15 protein-coding genes are annotated in these 16,505 nt (G+C 64.3%); 9 read left to right on the top strand and 6 right to left on the bottom strand.

From position 1 onward, the window contains the following. Positions 1 to 81: 81 nt before the first annotated feature. Both surE and HRU71_08445 read left to right on the top strand, forming a co-directional pair. Entirely contained in the window at positions 82 to 837 is a 756-nt protein-coding gene (surE, locus tag HRU71_08450; GenBank protein QOJ04963.1) for a 5'/3'-nucleotidase SurE, read from the top strand. Between the two features lie 38 nt (positions 838 to 875). Continuing rightward, on the top strand, positions 876 to 1,418 hold the full coding sequence (locus HRU71_08445) for a hypothetical protein (protein QOJ03510.1): 543 nt from the start codon (positions 876 to 878) through the stop codon (positions 1,416 to 1,418). Between the two features lie 35 nt (positions 1,419 to 1,453). Here HRU71_08445 and solA read toward each other — a convergent pair whose 3' ends face one another. Beyond that, a complete protein-coding gene (solA, locus tag HRU71_08440; protein QOJ03509.1) occupies positions 1,454 to 2,665 on the bottom strand; it encodes an N-methyl-L-tryptophan oxidase in 1,212 nt (403 codons plus the stop codon). 130 nt (positions 2,666 to 2,795) lie between these two features. Here solA and HRU71_08435 point away from each other — a divergent pair, with 130 nt between their 5' ends. Further along, positions 2,796 to 3,395 (top strand): DUF1579 family protein, encoded by a 600-nt coding sequence (locus HRU71_08435; GenBank protein QOJ03508.1) that lies wholly within the window; start codon positions 2,796 to 2,798, stop codon positions 3,393 to 3,395. A 111-nt stretch (positions 3,396 to 3,506) separates the two neighbouring features. Here HRU71_08435 and HRU71_08430 read toward each other — a convergent pair whose 3' ends face one another. Genes HRU71_08430 through HRU71_08420 form a run of 3 tightly spaced genes read right to left on the bottom strand, consistent with a single transcriptional unit; the run spans position 3,507 to position 7,090 of the window. Continuing rightward, positions 3,507 to 4,613, bottom strand: a complete 1,107-nt coding sequence (locus HRU71_08430; GenBank protein QOJ03507.1) for a glycerate kinase — start codon at positions 4,611 to 4,613, stop codon at positions 3,507 to 3,509. A 9-nt stretch (positions 4,614 to 4,622) separates the two neighbouring features. Then, entirely contained in the window at positions 4,623 to 6,116 is a 1,494-nt protein-coding gene (locus tag HRU71_08425; GenBank protein ID QOJ03506.1) for a trypsin-like peptidase domain-containing protein, read from the bottom strand. Positions 6,117 to 6,151: 35 nt separating this feature from the next. After that, the gene (locus HRU71_08420; GenBank protein QOJ03505.1) at positions 6,152 to 7,090 is read right to left on the bottom strand and encodes a metallophosphoesterase; all 939 of its coding nucleotides are present in this window, start codon (positions 7,088 to 7,090) and stop codon (positions 6,152 to 6,154) included. Between the two features lie 75 nt (positions 7,091 to 7,165). On the opposite strand from HRU71_08420, the gene HRU71_08415 reads away from it, so the two are divergent. The 6 genes from HRU71_08415 to feoB all read left to right on the top strand — a co-directional run bounded on the left by HRU71_08415 (position 7,166) and on the right by feoB (position 14,626). Further along, the gene (locus tag HRU71_08415) at positions 7,166 to 7,906 is read left to right on the top strand and encodes an ABC transporter ATP-binding protein (GenBank protein QOJ03504.1); all 741 of its coding nucleotides are present in this window, start codon (positions 7,166 to 7,168) and stop codon (positions 7,904 to 7,906) included. After that, a complete protein-coding gene (locus HRU71_08410; protein QOJ03503.1) occupies positions 7,863 to 10,658 on the top strand; it encodes an ABC transporter permease in 2,796 nt (931 codons plus the stop codon). Before HRU71_08415 ends, HRU71_08410 begins: the two co-directional genes overlap by 44 nt. Before the next feature lie 61 nt (positions 10,659 to 10,719). Beyond that, the gene (locus HRU71_08405) at positions 10,720 to 11,223 is read left to right on the top strand and encodes a Mov34/MPN/PAD-1 family protein (protein ID QOJ03502.1); all 504 of its coding nucleotides are present in this window, start codon (positions 10,720 to 10,722) and stop codon (positions 11,221 to 11,223) included. A gap of 246 nt (positions 11,224 to 11,469) precedes the next feature. Then, complete coding sequence (locus tag HRU71_08400) at positions 11,470 to 11,892, top strand: HU family DNA-binding protein (GenBank protein QOJ03501.1); 423 nt, start codon at positions 11,470 to 11,472, stop codon at positions 11,890 to 11,892. Positions 11,893 to 12,176: 284 nt separating this feature from the next. Beyond that, entirely contained in the window at positions 12,177 to 12,419 is a 243-nt protein-coding gene (locus HRU71_08395; GenBank protein QOJ03500.1) for a ferrous iron transport protein A, read from the top strand. Further along, a complete protein-coding gene (feoB, locus tag HRU71_08390) occupies positions 12,419 to 14,626 on the top strand; it encodes a ferrous iron transport protein B (protein ID QOJ03499.1) in 2,208 nt (735 codons plus the stop codon). The genes HRU71_08395 and feoB overlap by 1 nt, the downstream gene beginning before the upstream one ends. A gap of 113 nt (positions 14,627 to 14,739) precedes the next feature. Here feoB and HRU71_08385 read toward each other — a convergent pair whose 3' ends face one another. Continuing rightward, complete coding sequence (locus HRU71_08385; protein QOJ03498.1) at positions 14,740 to 15,282, bottom strand: hypothetical protein; 543 nt, start codon at positions 15,280 to 15,282, stop codon at positions 14,740 to 14,742. 17 nt (positions 15,283 to 15,299) lie between these two features. Next, a complete protein-coding gene (locus tag HRU71_08380; protein ID QOJ03497.1) occupies positions 15,300 to 16,049 on the bottom strand; it encodes a hypothetical protein in 750 nt (249 codons plus the stop codon). Positions 16,050 to 16,505 lie beyond the last annotated feature (456 nt).

The raw sequence follows: 16,505 nt of genomic DNA, 5'->3' as shown, positions 1-16,505 counted from the left end.
GGCCCGGCGACGGCGCGGCGTGATGAGCTTGGCCGGACGGTCAAAATTGTAGCCGCGCCCCGCGCGACCTACAATTCGCCCATGCGCATCCTGCTCACCAACGACGACGGTATCTTCGCGCCCGGCATCATGGCCATGCACGCGCAACTCGCGGCGTCGCATCAAGTCGACGTCGTCGCGCCGGAGAACGTCCAATCCGGCGGCTCGCACGCCATCACCATCCGCAGCCCCCTCACCTGCCAGCGCGTTCACGTCAGCGGCAAGTTCGAAGGCACCAGCGTGCATGGTACGCCCGCCGACTGCGTAAAGCTCGCCCTGCACGCGCTGCTGCCGCAACGCCCGGACCTCGTCGTCTCCGGCATCAACGCAGGGTTGAACACCGGCATTCATGTGCTCTACTCCGGCACGGTCGCCGCAGCCATCGAGGGCGCAATTCTTGGCGTGCCCGCCGTGGCCGTCTCGCTGAAGCTGTATCGTGACATGGACTTTGATCGCGCGGCCGTCATCGCGAAGGACATCATTGCGCAGATCGCCGCGAAGTCGCCCCTTCCGCGGCAGGTGTTCAACGTGAACATTCCCGAGCTGCGGCCGGGCTGGCCGCTCGGCGTGCGCATCGCGCCGCAGAGCACGCAGTCAACGCTGGAGACGCTGGAGCGGCGGACCGATCCCTCGGGCCGCGAGTATTTCTGGCTAAGCGGCGATTTCGGCGAGCTGGACGACGCGATCGAGACCGACCTGCACGTCGTGCGTCAGGGCTACGTGTGCGTCACGCCGCTGCACCTGAACCTCACCGACGCGCCGCTGTTGGAAAAAATGCGCGCCTGGAAGTGGGCGTAGGGTGCGGCCGGGATGCACCGTACAAATGAATTCTCATCATGCCATTTCGTGACGCCGTTCGAATCTTCACCTATTGCCTGCGGCTGCGCTGTCCGCGATGCGGGAGCGGCGCGATCTTCGAAGACCCGCACGAGGCGCTTGATCCGAACGAAACGACGGACGCAACCGCCGCGCGCGATTCGAACAATGTGCCAAACGCACCCGTTTGGACCAACGCACCCCAAGCGCCCCGCGCACACGACGCCAACAATCTGCCGTCATCTTCGAGCGGTGCGCCACGCCGGCGGCCGCGGCTCCTCGCGTGGCATCATCCAGTCCGCGAATACTGCCTCGCCTGCGACCTGCCGCTGCGCCGCCGCGAGCCGGACACGTGGCTCTTCATGTACGTCAGCATGGCGCTGATCACCGGGCTGTATCTCATCGCGATGCTCTGGGTCTTCCCCGCGCCGTCGCGCCCGTGGCTGGGACGCAGCCTGATCGCAGCCTCGGCATTGTGCCTCTATCTCGTCACCGCGCCGGTTCGCAAGGCCCTGTCCCTCGGGCTGGATTACTGGGTGGAGCGAATGTGGAAGGAGCCGTGAGCGTAGTATCTAATCCAATCCGCGAGCACCGATCGCTACTTCGCCGCAAATCGCCCGATCGCGAACAACTCCCCCGGCAGGCGCGAGCGGCCGATGGTCACCAGATCGGCCAGTGCTTCGCCGACGACGGGGGCGAACTTGAACCCGTGCCCGCTGAAGCCACCGGCGATAAACACATTCTTGTGCAACGGGTGACGGTCGATCATGAAATGATCGTCGGGTGTGTTGGTGTACAGGCAGACCTGCGCGTCGCGCAGCGGCCCGTCGGCCGTCGGCATGTGCGCGCGGATGTATCGCCGGATATCGGCCTCGTCGGCGGGATGCACGGCGCGATCGACCGCGTCGGCCGTTGTCGCCGCGCCGCCGTGATGCCGGGCGATCTTCACGCCGTGGCCGTGATCGCAAATACCGTAGAACGCACCGGCGAGGTTCCTGGCGTTGGCGCCTGGCATGTGCATGTCACCCCCTCCGGCCGCCGCGTCGCCATCGAGAAAGTGAATGAACACGGGCATTGATTCCGGCACAAAGTGCGTCGGAATCTTCGGCGCGAACCACGCCTGCACCTGTCGCTCGACGGTCAGCGGCAGGCCCAGCTCCGCCGCCACGGTCGGCAGCCACGCGCCGGCCGTGATGACCAGCGCGCCCGCCTCGATCGGACCGTTGTCGGTCTCGACGCGCACGTCAGCGCCGCCCGCGCCCACTGGCTTAAGCGCGCGCCAACTTCGCACCACCGTTCGCTCGCGCAGCTCCGCGCCGGCGCGCCGCGCCAGGTCCGCCATCGCGCGCACGCAGTCCTCCGGGCAGAGATACCCCGCGTCGGCCTCGTACACCGCGACGTGGTCGGGCGGCGGTTCGAACGCCGGATGCCGCCGGCGCACTTCCTCGGCCGAAAGCACCTCGTGCGCCAGTCCGTGCTGCGTGACGCTGGCGCGCACACCGCGAATGCACGGGTGATCGGGGCGACCAATATTGAGACATCCGACAAAATTGAGAAGCGTCTGCCCGGTCTCCCGCTCCAGCCGGCCCCAGGCTTCGTACGCCTCGTGCAGCAGCGGCACGTACCGCGGGTCTTCAAAATACGCCTTGCGAAAGACGCGCGATCGGCCTTGCGAACTCCCCCGGTCGTGACAAAGGTCAAACTGCTCCAGGCCGACGACGCACAAGCCTCGCTGGGCCAAGTGGTAGCAGGCGGCGGCCCCCATCGCGCCCACTCCCAGGACCATCGCATCAAACGGTCGATCCGGCATAAGGCGCATTGAAAACAGGCCCATCGGCCCCGGCAAGCCCTATGCAATCGCGCGGCCGGCGATACACTATGGCCCCGGTGAGCTGTTCGATGTTTTCTCAAACCCCATTTCAAACGAAGGAGCCTTCCCCATGACCAGACGATTGTCCGCCTTCGCGCTGTCTTGCGCCTGTAGTTTCGCTGTTCTCGCCGGCTGCTCGCAGCAGCAGCAGGGCATGAACAACATGGACCCCTCGGCGATGCAGCCCCCGCCTCGCCCGGCCGAACTGGACCAGCTCAATCCGTGGGTCGGCAAGTGGGAGACCACGGCCGAGATGACGATGCCCGACGGCAAGAAGATGACGGGCACCGGATCGTCGGAATCGTCGTGGGATCTCGACAAGCGCGTGGTCATCGAGCGCAGCACATTCTCGATGGGTGAGATGGGCACCATGCAGGGCATGGGCATCTTCACATATTGCCCCGTTACGAAGAAGTTCAAGACGGCCTGGTTCAGCAGCATGGGCGAGGCCAGCATGGGCACGATGTGGTGGGACGAAGCCAAGAAGTGCTGGTGCATGAAGGCGAATTACATCAGCCCGATGACCGGAGAGCCGACCGAATTCTGCGGCACCATCACCATGCCCGACAACAACACAATGAACTGGGAGATGACCGAGTCCACGGTCGGCTTCCTCGGCATGAAGACCAAGTGCTGGGAAGGCAAGGGCGTTTCGAAGCGCAAGGCCTGATTGCGCATTGCGCCTTCTCCATGTATGACCATCCGAAAAAGGCCCGTCGGCGTTCGCGCGTCGTCGGGCCTTTCCGTTTTCGCTATTTGCCACATGAAGTTCGTGCTTGATTCACAACATTTCTTGCGCCGCGCGCCGGCCCATCGCCGCCAAGCGCTCTGCCGTTTCCTCCAGCGGCCCGCCCAGTTCGTAGCATCCATCCAGCATCGCCCGGCATTCTTCCGCCCCCTCGCCCACCGCGCCGACAATCGCCGCCACCGGCACACCCGCGGCCCGCGCCGTCCGAGCCAGCGTCCCCACCACCTTGCCCATCGTCGACTGCCGATCCAGCCGGCCCTCGCCCGTGATCAGCAGGTCGGCCGTCGATAGCGCCGCCGCGAACTGCGTCGCTTCCATCACGAGGTCGATTCCCGGCTCGATCTGCGCCGAGCAAAGCGCCAGCAACGGCAGCGCCACGCCGCCGGCCGCCCCGGTGCCGGGTTCGTGTCGCCCGTCGCGCCCGGTCGCCTCCGCCAGAAGGTCAGCCCAATGCGTCAGGCCCGCCTCGAGGCGCTTCACGCCGTCGGCGTCGGCGCCCTTCTGTGGCGCGAACACCGCCGCCGCGCCGCCCGGTCCTGTTGCGGGGTTGAGCACGTCAACGGCGATCGTGAAGGCCACGTCCGCGATCCCCTCCGGGGCGCGGTCCCACACAAAGCGACGTATGTCTAATAAATCGCCCCCGCCGATCGGCCGCTCGATCACATGCCCGCGATGGTCGTAGAACGTCGCCCCCAGCGCCTGCATCATGCCCGCGCCGCCGTCGACCGTCGCGCTGCCGCCGACGGCCAGCGTCACCCGGTCCAGGCCGCTCTCCACAACCCGGCGCAGCACTTCGCCCAGGCCGAACGTGCTCGCGCGCATCACGTCGCGCCGCGCCGGCGGCACGAGCGACAATCCGCTCACCCGCGCCAGCTCCACCACCGCGCGCGACGCCTGGTCCACCAGCCCCACGACCACGGTGACTGGATCGCCCAGCGGGCCGTGCGCCTCCACCTGACGCCGATTCCCCCGCGCCGCGTCAACGAGGATATCCAGCGTCCCCTCGCCGCCGTCGGCCATCGGTCGCAGCGTCAGCGTCGCATCGGGCTGCGCGCGACGCACCCCCGCGGCGATCGCAGCGGCCGCTTCCCGCGCCGAAAGCACGCCCTTGAACTTGTCCGGCGCGATGACGACGTGCATGGGCGGCGCCTACCTTGCGACGACGACAACATCGTCGCGCGACCAGCCTTCGGCCGTGATCTGCAACACACGAAACGGAATGCCGTCGCCGCGATTGACCTGCGCCAGCAGCGGCGCGAGCTTATCCAGCGACTCAACGGGCCAGCCGCCGAACATGGTAATGACATGCCCCGGAGCGATCCCCACGCGCGCCGCGGGCGAACCGTTCTGAACGTCCTTCACCAATAGTCCCAGCGGCCGGCTCATGCCCAGCCGCTTGAGTTCGTCGGCCTTCAGGTCCGCCAGACGCAGACCGAACCGCGCCCAGAGTACTTTTTGCGTCTCAATGCCGCTTTGCGGTTCAAGCGATAGCTTCATCAGCCGCGGCTTCCCGTCGCGCAGCACGCGCAACGGCAGCGCGCGGCCGGTCGGGGCGGTGCGCAGCACGCCGAATGCGTCGATGTAGTCGTGAGTCGCAGTCCCGTCGATCTCGGTGATCACGTCGCCCGCCGCCAGTCCGGCCTTCGCCGCCGGCGAACCCGGCTCCACGGCGCGCACGCGCACGCCGTGCGCGGCGTCGGTCGTCGATCCCGCGAGCGTTGTGAGGCCGACTTGTCCCTCGAACTTCGCGCCGAGCGCCACGCCGCGCACGCGCTCAACGTCGAGCAGCTCCGGCAGCAGCGCGCGCACGCGATCTGCGGGAATCGCAAAGCCGATGTTCTGCGCGTCGCCGCGGATGGCCGAGTTCACGCCGACGACTTCACCCAGCACGTTCAGCAACGGCCCGCCGGAGTTGCCGGGGTTGATCGGCGCGTCGATCTGGATCAGGCCGTCATACGTTACGCCGCGGCCGAACTTCAGCTCGCGGTTCAGCGCGCTGACGATGCCGGTCGTCACCGTGTGGCCCAGGCCCATCGGATTTCCAATCGCGACAACTGTCTCGCCAGGCATCAGATCGTCGCTGCGGCCCAGTCGCAGCGCCGGCAGCGGCTGCTCGGCGCGCACGCGCATCACGGCGATATCGTGTGCGCGGTCGATGGCGACTTCTTCCACGGGCAGCTCGCGACCGTCAGCAAAGAGCGCCTTGCACTCGGCGGCCTGCGCGACGACGTGCGCGTTGGTCACGAGAAACCCGTCGGGATGAATGATGAACCCCGATCCGACGGAGTGCGTCTGGTAGCGGCGCGGCGCAAACATCGGCATGTTGAAGATCTCGTCGAGCGGGTCGCGCACCGTGACGATCTGCGTCGTGGAGAGGTTCACCACCGCTGGGCTGGCCTGCGCGAAGACGCGCGACACCGGCGTCTCACGGGCCGCGCGATTCCGATCTCGCGTGCGATCGGCGGATTGCGCGCGGGCCGGAGCGATCTGCCCGGGCGCGCTAACCGTCAGCATCGCGAGCGCGCAGCCCGCCAAACGGCCAAGCCAAGCTCGCGCCGCTCGATGGATCGGAGCGGGCGCAACGGCTTTGAAATCGAAGGCGCTCCTTTTGCTGCCTGCTTGCTGCAATTCGCTGCTCGCCATGTGCACGATGCAACTTGCATTTCGCGCTATGCCATTCATATCTCAAGCACCTCGTACTGTTTCTCACGATACGTCGAACCGATGCTCACGCATTCCAGCCCCTGCTTGCGACACCGGCGCGAACGGTGCGAATGGCCGCAAAACGCGTGCGACACCTTCGGATGTTCCAGCAGCAGTTCGCCGAACAATTCGCTTCCCAGAAACCCCGTCGCGAACTCCCAGTTCGGGATCGGGCTGTGCGGCACAAGCTCGGCGAACGGAAGATGATGCACCGCCGCAATGATCCGGCTCGCTCGCGCCGACGCCTCTTCCAGATGTCGCCGCAACTTCTCCGCCAGGTGCTGCGTGAACGCCACGTCGCTCATCGGCAGCTTCACGTGCACGCCATCCATCCAGCGGCAGGTGATCTCGCGTGCGATCGGGCCGACGTCCTCGCGCCCTTCGAGCAGATGCCGATGCTCCTCGAAATACGCCGCCGCACCCGGCGCGACCTTGTTCTGGTAGAAGCGCAACGGCACGCGCATCGCGCTGGGCCGGTAGGAAAAATCGTACCAGCCGACGTTCCCGACGATCGCCACGTCGCCCAGATAAAACGGCGCCGCATCGAGGTAATGCACGCCGCTCCGTGCACAGGCCTCGGCGATCTCATTCTCATACCGGTGCAGCGAGTCGCCTCCAGGCACAGCGCTCGCGCCGTTCTGTCCATTGCCGTTACCGCTGGTACCCTTGCCGGCTGCGACGCGCCCGCGCGGCACCCACAGCTCGTGATTGCCCGCGACGGCGAGGCGCAGCCCCGGGAACGCCTCGAAAAGTCCGAATACCTCGTCTAGAATCGCAAGGTTGCACGAGGCGCTGTCTCCTACGAAGACGAGGCAGTCGCCCCCGGCCTGACAAATTCGGCGCGCCACGTCACGCGTCGGCTCCTGGCTTCGCGCGATGTTGTAGTGCAGGTCCGACGTGAAAAGGATGCGCATGGTTCCCAAACGCCCGTTTGATCGGCAGGTAATCCCATCATAGCCGCCGACAAAAGCCCCCGACAACGCGACCCCATGGCCCAGGTCATTGCCATCGCCGACGTTCACAAGACCTATCACCTCGGCGACGAAGCCATCCGCGCCTTGCAAGGCGTCAGCCTGTCGATCAATCGTGGCGAATTCGTTGCCATCATGGGCGCCAGCGGGTCCGGCAAGACGACGCTTCTGCATCTGGTTGGAGGTCTCGATCTTCCGGATCAGGGCGAGATCATCGTCGCCGAGCAACAGCTTTCGCGCTTATCCGATGAGGCCCGAACGCTCTTTCGCCGCCGGAGGCTGGGCATCGTGTTTCAAGCGTTCAACCTTCTGCCCACGCTTACCTCGCTTGAGAACGTCATGCTGCCGCTGCTCATCGACGGCGTGCCGGCCTCCCGCGCCGAATCTCGTGCCCGCGAATTACTCAAGACCGTGCGCCTCGAACATCGCCTGCGCCATCGCCCGGCCATCCTTTCCGGCGGGGAGCAGCAGCGCGTCGCCATTGCCCGCGCGCTCATGAACGAGCCGGATGTCATTCTCGCCGATGAGCCGACGGGCAATCTCGATCCGACCTCGTCCGAGGAAATCTGGCGGCTGCTGCGCGACCTGGCTTTGCAAACCGCCACCACGGTGCTCATGGTTACGCACGAGCCGGCCGCCGCTGCGTACGCCGACCGGGTTCATGTCCTGCGCGAAGGCCGATTCACCGGCGTCATCGAATCACAAGGAGCCGGCGATGCAGCATTGGTTGCAGATCGCTACACGCAACTGGCGGGCTAGGCCCGGACGCGCAGCGCTGGCGACGCTGGCCGTGGCGCTGGGCGTCGGCGTCGTTGCGTGGGTCACCTGTTGCTACGAATCGGTGCAGCGCAGCGTCACGCACGTCGTTCTGGAGTGGATCGGCCGCAGCCACGTCATCATTGAGGCGACCGAGGGCGTGTGGGCGTTCTTCGGGGAGGAGGTCGAGTCGATCGCCGCGCAGGTTCCCGGCGTGAAGGCGACGACCGTGCGCACGCGCGAGTATGTCTACGCCGCGCCGCCCGATCGTGCCACCGGCCGCGCGCCGAGCGATGACCAGTTCATCCGCATCGAAGTAACCGGCGTCGCACCGGAGAAGGAACTCACGTTCCGCACGTACAAGCTCGCCGCCGGGCGGTTTCTTGACCCCGCCGCGCGCGGCGAGATCCTCGTCGAGAAGCTTATCGCGGACGAATTCAAGCTCGGCCTGGGCGACGCGATCTTTCTGCGCGACAACGATCCGCCCGGTCCGCCGACGCCGTTTAAAATCGTCGGCCTCGTCGACCGCCGTCGGGCGAGCCTGAACCAGGCCGTCATGACGTGGGCGGCCCTGAAAGACGTGCAGGCGCTTTGCACGCTGCCGGGGAAAATCAAAGGCGTGGACATCATGCTCCACGACGACTCGCTGGCGAACATCCGTGCGACGGCTGACGTGATTCGATCGCGCCTCGCCGAGCGCGACAAGAAACTCAAAGCAGCCGCCGGCGCAAATGCCTCCGTCGAATCGCTGGAAGTGAAAACCACCGAGGCACAGCATCAGCGACTCGGCGCGGCCCGCGGTCTGCTTCAATTCATCATGATGCTGCTCGGTTGCGTCGTGCTGCTCACGGCACTGTTCATCATTCTTGCTTCGATGGGCATGGGGGTCACCGAGCAGATCACCGAGCTGGGTCTGCTCCGGTGCGTGGGGGTGACGCGCATGCAGGCGGCGATGCTTGTGCTTTGTCAGACGCTGCCGATCGGCCTGATCGGTACGCTGGTCGGTCTTCCGCTCGGCTTGGCGCTCCAATGGATCACGGTGCAGGTCGCGAGCGATTATCTTGGACAAATGGCTATAAGTGGCTGGGGGCTGGCCCTGGCGGTCGCGGGCGGACTCGGCGCGACCGTCCTGGGCGGCGCGGTGCCGGCAGTCGGCGCGTTTCTCGTCTCGCCCGTCGATGCCACGCGCCCGCAGGCAACGCACACGACTCCTCGGTTGCTCGTGGTTCTGGCCGTCTTCGGCGCGGTGTTGATCGCGGCACAAGAGCTGATCAAGACGCGTATTCCAACCGACGCGGGCAATGCCGCAGGGGCGTTCGATGCTTTGGCGCTCGCATCGCTGCTGGCGCTCTACGCCGGCTTCGCCCTGATCGCGCCCATCTGCGTCGCGCTGGTCGGCCGGCTCTTTGTTCACGTCGCCGCGCTCGCGCTGCGATTGCGCCCCCAGTTGCTCGGCGATGAAATCGACAAAGCGCCGATACGCTCGGCCGCCGTCTGCTGCGGCCTGATGGTCGGTCTTTCGCTTATTGTCGGGCTGGTCGTCTGGGCGCGGAGTGTGAAGGCGGGCTGGGAATTTCCCAAGGAGTTCCCCGACGCGCTGCTGTACAGCTACGATTCGCTGCCGCTGGACGAGGTCCGGGCGCTGGCGACGATGCCGGGCATCACGAAGTTCACGGTCGCCGACGATTTTGCGTTTACGTTCACCAAGCCGAGCCGATTGAGCCTCTTCCGCGCCATGCAGCAGATGGACCCGAGCCAGCGCTGCCTCGCGATCGAGCCGGAAGAAGGGTTTCGAATCGTGAAGCTGACCTTTCTGGAGGGGAGCGAAGCCGACGCGCTGGAGAAGCTCAAAGCCGGCGGGCACGCGCTCGTCACGCGCGAGTTCGCCCAGGCGCGGCGAAAGCACCTCGGCGACCGCGTCACCATCTGGGTGGATGAAATCAAGGCGACCTTCACGATCGCCGGCGTCATCGCCTCGCCCGGGCTGGACATCGCCATCAGTTTCTTCAACGCCAGCGAATACTTCCAGTTCTACGCGGTTGGTGCAATGATTCTGACACAAGCCGACGCCCAGGCGAAGTTCGGCCGGCGCTACGGCAAGCTGATGCTCTTCAACTTCGATTTCGCCGCGAACGATTCCTCGCGCGTCGCCGGTGGCACCCCCGCCGTCGTCCGCCAGTCGGATGTGAAGCCCGGCGCCCGGCCGAATTTCTCGCTCGGTCCCGGGCCGATCCCCGGCGACGGACCCGAAGAGCGCATCGTCAATCAAATGCTCGAGCGCCTTGGCTATCCGTCAAAAGCCTTCGTTACCGCGCGCGAGCTGAAGCAGCAGATCGACCGCAACATCGACCGCGTCACGCTCCTGCTCTCGGCGATTCCGTTCGTCGGGCTGGTCGTGGCGGCGCTGGGGCTTGCCAATCTGATGGCAGCCAATGTCTCCAGCCGTTCCAGGCAGATCGCCGTGCTGCGCTCGCTGGGCACGACGCGCAGCCAGGTGTTGCGCATCGTCATGGGTGAGGCGATGGTGCTCGGGCTGCTCGGCAGCGCGATGGGGCTGGCGTTGGGAATGCTGCTGGGTCGGACGAGCAATCACATGACGTACCTGCTCTCGGGATTCCAGCCGCCATTTCAGATTCCGTGGGCACTGGTCGCCGCCAGCGCGGCGCTGTCGACGACGCTGTGCCTGCTGGCGGCGCTGGTGCCGGCGCGGCTCGCCAGCCGTTCAAACGTTGTGGCGGTGTTATCAAGCCTCTAACCCCAACGGGTGCAATGGCGTTTCATTCAGCCGCCGAGCTTGCTCGGCACCGAGTGCCAAGATGAATCTCACCGCTTCCACCCTGGCCGAACTTTGCGATCACGCTGCCGCGGAATATCCGCGCGAATGCTGCGGTATGATTCACCAATCCGGGCGTGTGCGGCCCTGCCGAAACATCGACCCGCGGCCCGACCGCTTCGAGTTCTCCGCCGACGATGTCCTTGTTCTGTTTGAATCGCAATCCACCGCGGACCCCATCACGACCATCTACCATTCGCACCCCGACGCCCCGGCAATCTCCAGCCTTGCCGATCTCTCCGGCGCACGGGCGATCGGCGAGCCGCTTTTGATGAGGCTGACCTGGCTGATCATCGAATGTCGACGCGGTTGCCCGGTGCGATGGGTGTCATATTTATGTCACTCCCGCGCTGCCGCGCGCTTCGATCAAGCCGGGTTCGCCATCCGGCTGGGTCCGCCGGCTGTAGGAACTACAGCAGTTTTTCACAAGGAAATGGGGGTGGAAATCCAACGTGCCAACCGATTCAACGCCTCGCACGCTGGTTAGCAACTTAAGTTGTTATATTGCAGTATGTTAGGGATGTGGGTCGGGGGAATTCCCTATCCTGGGCGGATGTCCTGAATTTACCTATCTTTGTGGTATCGCAAGACTTGCAAGCGTTGTGAGCCAACTCTGGAGGGCACAGAATGCTTGCAAGTCATCAACTAGTTGCTATAGGATAGGTTATGAGCGTTTGGCCGCCTCGAGGATTCGTTTTTCCGAAACGTCCGCATAGGTCCGAGCGCACTGTGAATGTTTCAGCAGATTGTGCGTTGCGCTCTGGCGAGACGCACGCAGTTTGATGGTCTCTCGTGTCGCCACGTTTGCAGGTGCTTTGCCATGAACACGATCACCAAGAAGGACCTGATTGACCGACTTGCGGATAAGACCGGCCAGAAGCGTGTCGTGGTGAAGCGCATTATTCAGGGCTTTCTGGATGACATCATCGATGAGCTGGGTCGCGGCAACCGCTTGGAATTCCGTGACTTCGGCGTGTTTGAGAGCAAGGTCCGTGCGGCACGCACCGCCCAGAATCCCAAGACGCTCGAGCGCGTCGAGGTTCCACAGAAGCGAACCGTAAAGTTCAAGGTCGGCCGCGTCATGAAGATGAAACTCGGCATGGATCATGATGGAAGCGGAAATTCCCGCCCGTCGCCCACTCCGTCGAGCACCTGATGGCCATTCCTGCCAATACCTGCGCATAACCCTGTACCAAACAATGACATAAGAGAAGATCAGAAATCCTTCGGATGCATGCCTTTTTTTGGCAAAGGAGCAACCGGCCAGGTTGCGGATTCAACAACCGCCTACCAGCTCGAAATTCAGCTTAGCAGGGGTGCGTTTTAGTTTGACATGGGCTTTCCAGCCCGCTAGATTTAATTGAAATTGAGTCTCAATTACAACGAGCTGCGGGCTTGGGAAGGCCCCGACTCGTTGACCACGACGAGGCGCGGTTCATCATGGTAGCCCAAACGTTTCGAAGCCTGGCCGATCTGCTCCCCGGCGAGTCCGGTCATATTGCTCGCGTGGAAGGCGTACCCGAAGTTCGCATGCGGTTGCTCGAGATGGGGCTGACGCGCGGCACGGCGGTGCGTCTGGTGCGCGTCGCGCCGCTGGGCGATCCCATCGAGCTGGATGTGCGTGGTTATCGATTGAGCGTCCGCAAGGGCGAGGCCCGGAGCGTCAGTCTCGGGAACGAGTAATGACGTCTGACGGGTCATTCGATGCGGTGCCGATTCGCATCGCGGTGGCGGGCAATCCCAATTCCGGAAAAACGACAGTCTTCAATAATCTGACGGGGCTGCGCGCCAAAGTCGGCAACTACCCCGGCGTCACGGTCGAGAAGCGCGAAGGCTTTCTGCGCGGCACGCCGCATTCCCTGCTTGACTTGCCCGGAACGTACAGCCTCTCGGCGCGGTCGCCCGACGAGGAACTTGCGCGCGATGTGCTGCTGGGCCGCGTGCCCGGCACGACGCGCCCCGACGCGGTGCTGCTGGTCATCGACGCGTCGAATCTCGAGCGGAATCTCTATCTTGCCTCGCAGGTGCTTGAGTTCGGCATGCCCGTGGTCATCGCGTGCAACATGATGGATGCGGCGGCCGCGCGCGGACAGTTCATTGATTGCGCCGCTTTGTCGCGCGAGTTGGGCGTGCCGGTGATCGGTACCGTCGCCGCGACGGGAGAAGGATTGGACGCCGTGCGTGATGCGTTGCTGCGTGCGAGATCGCTGCCGCCGCCACCGCCGCGCTCGTGGAAGCTGCCCGAGCCGATGGAAGAAGCAGCGCGTGACGCGGCGGCCGTCATGGAAGCGTCGGGCGTGGTTCCGGCGCGATCGGTCCGAGGCGGGGCGGTGCTCTGGTTGATGGATTACCTCGCGGGCGACGCGGCCAGCCGTCGATCGGCCGAACGATTCCTGACGCGGTTGCAACCGGCGCATGCGAAGGCGTTGCGCGGCGCGGCAGATCGATTGCTGGAGGCCATGGCGGATTCGGCGGCGGCCGCGGTGGAGGCGCGCTACGAGTGGATCTCCGGCGTGGCGGCGCGCGTGGTGCGGCAGCGATCGCCGCAAGACCGGCACGATTTCGGGCCGACATCCGCGCGAGAACCGACGGAGACGCTTACCGACCGGATCGATCGCATCCTGACGCACCGCGTGCTGGGGCTGGGCTTCTTCGCAGGCGTGATGTTTTTGCTCTTTTTGTCTATTTTCTCGTGGGCCGAGCCGCTGATGGGTTTGATCGAGGCCGGACAGGGGGCGCTGGCGGCGTTTGTCACGGACCGCATGACAGACGGACCGCTTCGCTCGCTGCTGACCGACGGCGTGATCGCCGGCGTCGGCGCGGTCGTGATCTTCTTCCCGCAGATCTGCATTCTCTTTTTCTGCCTCGCACTGCTGGAAGACAGCGGCTACATGGCCCGCGCCGCGTTTCTCATGGACCGCCTCATGAGCCGCGTCGGCCTGCACGGCAAGAGCTTCATCCCCCTGCTGTCGAGCTACGCCTGCGCCATCCCCGGCATCATGGCGACGCGCACCATCGAAGACCGACGCGACCGGTTCACGACGATCCTCATTGCACCGCTCATGAGCTGCTCCGCGCGGCTGCCGGTTTACATCATTCTCATCGCCGCGGTTTTCGGCGATCGCATCTGGCTCAAGGCCGGCGTCATGTTCGGGCTGTACGCCCTCGGCACGGTCACGGCGATGCTGCTGGCGCTGCTGTTCAAGAAGACGCTCTTCGCCGGTCCGCGGCCCGCGTTCATCCTCGAACTGCCCAGTTACCACGTGCCGCGCGTGGGAGCGCTGCTTCGCTCGACATGGGACCGCAGCAAGTTGTTCCTCACCAACGCCGGCACGGTCATCTTCTGTGTCTCGGTCATCGTCTGGGCGTTGAGTTACTTCCCGCACTACGCGGAGAGCGAGTTGCCGCCGGACGCGCGGACGCGCATCGCCGCCGCGTCGGACAACGCTGCGCGCGAGCAGATCCTTGCCGCCGAACAACTCAAGGCCAGCTACATCGGGCATCTGGGTCATCTCATCGAGCCGGCCATCGCGCCGCTGGGCTACGACTGGCGACTGGGCATCGGTTTGCTGTCCTCGTTCATGGCGCGCGAGGTGTTCGTCAGCGTGATGGGCATCACGTTCGCCGTCGGCGAGAGCGATGAGTCGTCGGTCGATCTGCGGCGACAGTTGCAGGCGGCGGCCTGGCCCGATGGGCGGCTGGTGCTGACCGCTCCGGCCGGCGTGGGGCTGATGGTGTTTTATGTCTTCGCGTGCCAGTGCATCAGCACGCTGGCGGTGGTCAAGAAAGAGACGCAGTCGTGGCGCTGGCCGATCTTTATGTTTGCCTACATGTCGGTGCTGGCGTACGCGGCGGCGCTGGCGGTTTATCAAATCGGTTCGCGGCTGTAAGGCACCGGCGTCCCAGCGGTCGTGTCATCCGCGGCGGTGGGGGACGGCCGGTTGCGTGGCGGCGGCGCGGGCCGTGATCTGCTCCTGCCGCAGCAGCGGCTCGAGCCGCGCTTTCAGACGGGTGAAGACATCCGCCACCGGACGCAGCACCGCTCGCGCTCGGCGATCGCCGCGTCGCGCTTGGCCGGCGGCAGCTTCGCATCCTTCAGTTGCGCCGCGACCTTCTCCAGATCGGGCCGCCGCTTGTCCAGCACGGCGCGGGCCTCCTTGCGGCAGTCGTCCAGCACGCCGCGCGCCGCGGTGCGCTGCTTGTCGTCCACGTCGTAGCGCATGCGCCAGCGGCGGACGTAGGCCTCCCATTCATCGGGCCGCGTCGGCAGGTCTTCGATCCCCTCGTTGCCCGACGGGTCGTACCACCACGCCGGGTAACGGTAATCGTCGGCCTTCTGGTTGCGGGCCATCAAGTCGCGCAGCTCGCGGTTATTCGTGACTTCGCGCACCTGTAACCATTGTTCCCTGGGAATTGACTTCGTGCCGTCCCAAACCAGTCGTGTTCCTGCCTGCGGGTCTTCGACCCACGAGCCGGCCGGGATATCGAGCATCGTCATCGAAATGACCTTGGGATGCTCCTGCCGATCGAATGTTGCCTGCTTCAATTTATACTCAAATCGGTTTACTCGCTTCGCATTCCCTTGGGACCAGCCCTTGTAGTGGGTCGGAAACCAGTAACCATCAATGTGGCCATACCGCGTTTCACATTCCCCCCCCAAGTTTCCCAAGGCGCAGACGCCATTTTCCGTGTGACCTTGAGTGAAATCACAGCAAAGTCCTTGGATGGATCGATGCGCCAAGTATGCCGTCCTTGGATTTCCAGCCCATCGTCGGTCTTGATACGGCCCTCTGCTGTGACTTCGACAAGATCATCCACCTGTTCCACATGCCAGTTGGATGGGTTGGGATGATATGCCTCCAAGTCCTGGCGAATTTGATCCAGAGGTCGGATCAAGGGCACGCATTCCATTCCGATCCCGCGAACGTCGAACGCGGTGGGTCTTCCGTCAGAGTGAACAATTGCCGAGTACCCGGACTCAATGTGTGTCCATGCTTCGCCCTTCTCGGCATCCATGAGTTCGAGCCTTGGGCTGCAACCAAATCGGGTGCCCAGCATGGGCTTTCCAGTGACCCCATTGATACCCATAACCCCATCATCATCCCCCGTGTTCCGGACGATATACGAACCCTTGCCTGCGCGCATCTCCTCATTCATGACCTGTTCGTGTTCCGGACGGTTGATCGTCATGCGGTAGCTGACGTGCGCGGTGCGCATGGCTTGCCTCGCGGCAAAGGCACGTTGAAGCGGCTCGGGTAACTGTGCGATTGTGCCATTAAGTAACAGGCAAGCTAAGAAAATCGGCTCAAACATTTTCCTTCGACCTCCTAGACCGCGAAATCACAGCACGGCTCGGAAGAAATCAGCCACCAACCCGGCCAAGACATGGGAGTGCCCCCGAAGATCTCACAGCATTGCGATGGTTTGTTGCAGAGATTGTAGGGTCCGCCCGGTTCGCACTCTCTGCTTTGACCGCAGAGCATGTTGCCTTCTGTGAAACAGAAGCCAGCACATCCCTCGGTTTCACAGTTAATGAACGCACTGGGATCGGTGTTGGTGCGAATAGCGGTATTGGTCAATCGAAAGCCGTTTGCACAGTACACCGTGTGACAGAAGCACCAGATGTCCGGCATGCATGTTTGCGGATTCTGCGGCATGTTCCCGCAGCAATTGGGCCAAGGTCCACAGGGGCAGGGATGGTCGCCGCTGATGCTCATGGTTGGTGCCAACACGCATGCCGAGATCAAGATATAAAATGTAACGCGCCTG

The sequence above is a fragment of the Planctomycetia bacterium genome, from assembly GCA_015200345.1.
In the GTDB taxonomy this organism is placed as follows: domain Bacteria; phylum Planctomycetota; class Phycisphaerae; order UBA1845; family UTPLA1; genus PLA3.
This window is presented reverse-complemented; position numbering and strand designations above follow the sequence as displayed.

What these genes read in the sequence shown, in the direction of transcription:
- surE (QOJ04963.1), top strand. Translation starts at nt 82, where the DNA reads ATGCGCATCCTGCTCACCAACGACGACGGTATCTTCGCGCCCGGCATC.
- HRU71_08445 (QOJ03510.1), top strand. Translation starts at nt 876, where the DNA reads ATGCCATTTCGTGACGCCGTTCGAATCTTCACCTATTGCCTGCGGCTG.
- solA (QOJ03509.1), bottom strand. Translation starts at nt 2,665, where the DNA reads ATGCCGGATCGACCGTTTGATGCGATGGTCCTGGGAGTGGGCGCGATG.
- HRU71_08435 (QOJ03508.1), top strand. Translation starts at nt 2,796, where the DNA reads ATGACCAGACGATTGTCCGCCTTCGCGCTGTCTTGCGCCTGTAGTTTC.
- HRU71_08430 (QOJ03507.1), bottom strand. Translation starts at nt 4,613, where the DNA reads ATGCACGTCGTCATCGCGCCGGACAAGTTCAAGGGCGTGCTTTCGGCG.
- HRU71_08425 (QOJ03506.1), bottom strand. Translation starts at nt 6,116, where the DNA reads ATGGCGAGCAGCGAATTGCAGCAAGCAGGCAGCAAAAGGAGCGCCTTC.
- HRU71_08420 (QOJ03505.1), bottom strand. Translation starts at nt 7,090, where the DNA reads ATGCGCATCCTTTTCACGTCGGACCTGCACTACAACATCGCGCGAAGC.
- HRU71_08415 (QOJ03504.1), top strand. Translation starts at nt 7,166, where the DNA reads ATGGCCCAGGTCATTGCCATCGCCGACGTTCACAAGACCTATCACCTC.
- HRU71_08410 (QOJ03503.1), top strand. Translation starts at nt 7,863, where the DNA reads ATGCAGCATTGGTTGCAGATCGCTACACGCAACTGGCGGGCTAGGCCC.
- HRU71_08405 (QOJ03502.1), top strand. Translation starts at nt 10,720, where the DNA reads ATGAATCTCACCGCTTCCACCCTGGCCGAACTTTGCGATCACGCTGCC.
- HRU71_08400 (QOJ03501.1), top strand. Translation starts at nt 11,470, where the DNA reads ATGTTTCAGCAGATTGTGCGTTGCGCTCTGGCGAGACGCACGCAGTTT.
- HRU71_08395 (QOJ03500.1), top strand. Translation starts at nt 12,177, where the DNA reads ATGGTAGCCCAAACGTTTCGAAGCCTGGCCGATCTGCTCCCCGGCGAG.
- feoB (QOJ03499.1), top strand. Translation starts at nt 12,419, where the DNA reads ATGACGTCTGACGGGTCATTCGATGCGGTGCCGATTCGCATCGCGGTG.
- HRU71_08380 (QOJ03497.1), bottom strand. Translation starts at nt 16,049, where the DNA reads ATGTTTGAGCCGATTTTCTTAGCTTGCCTGTTACTTAATGGCACAATC.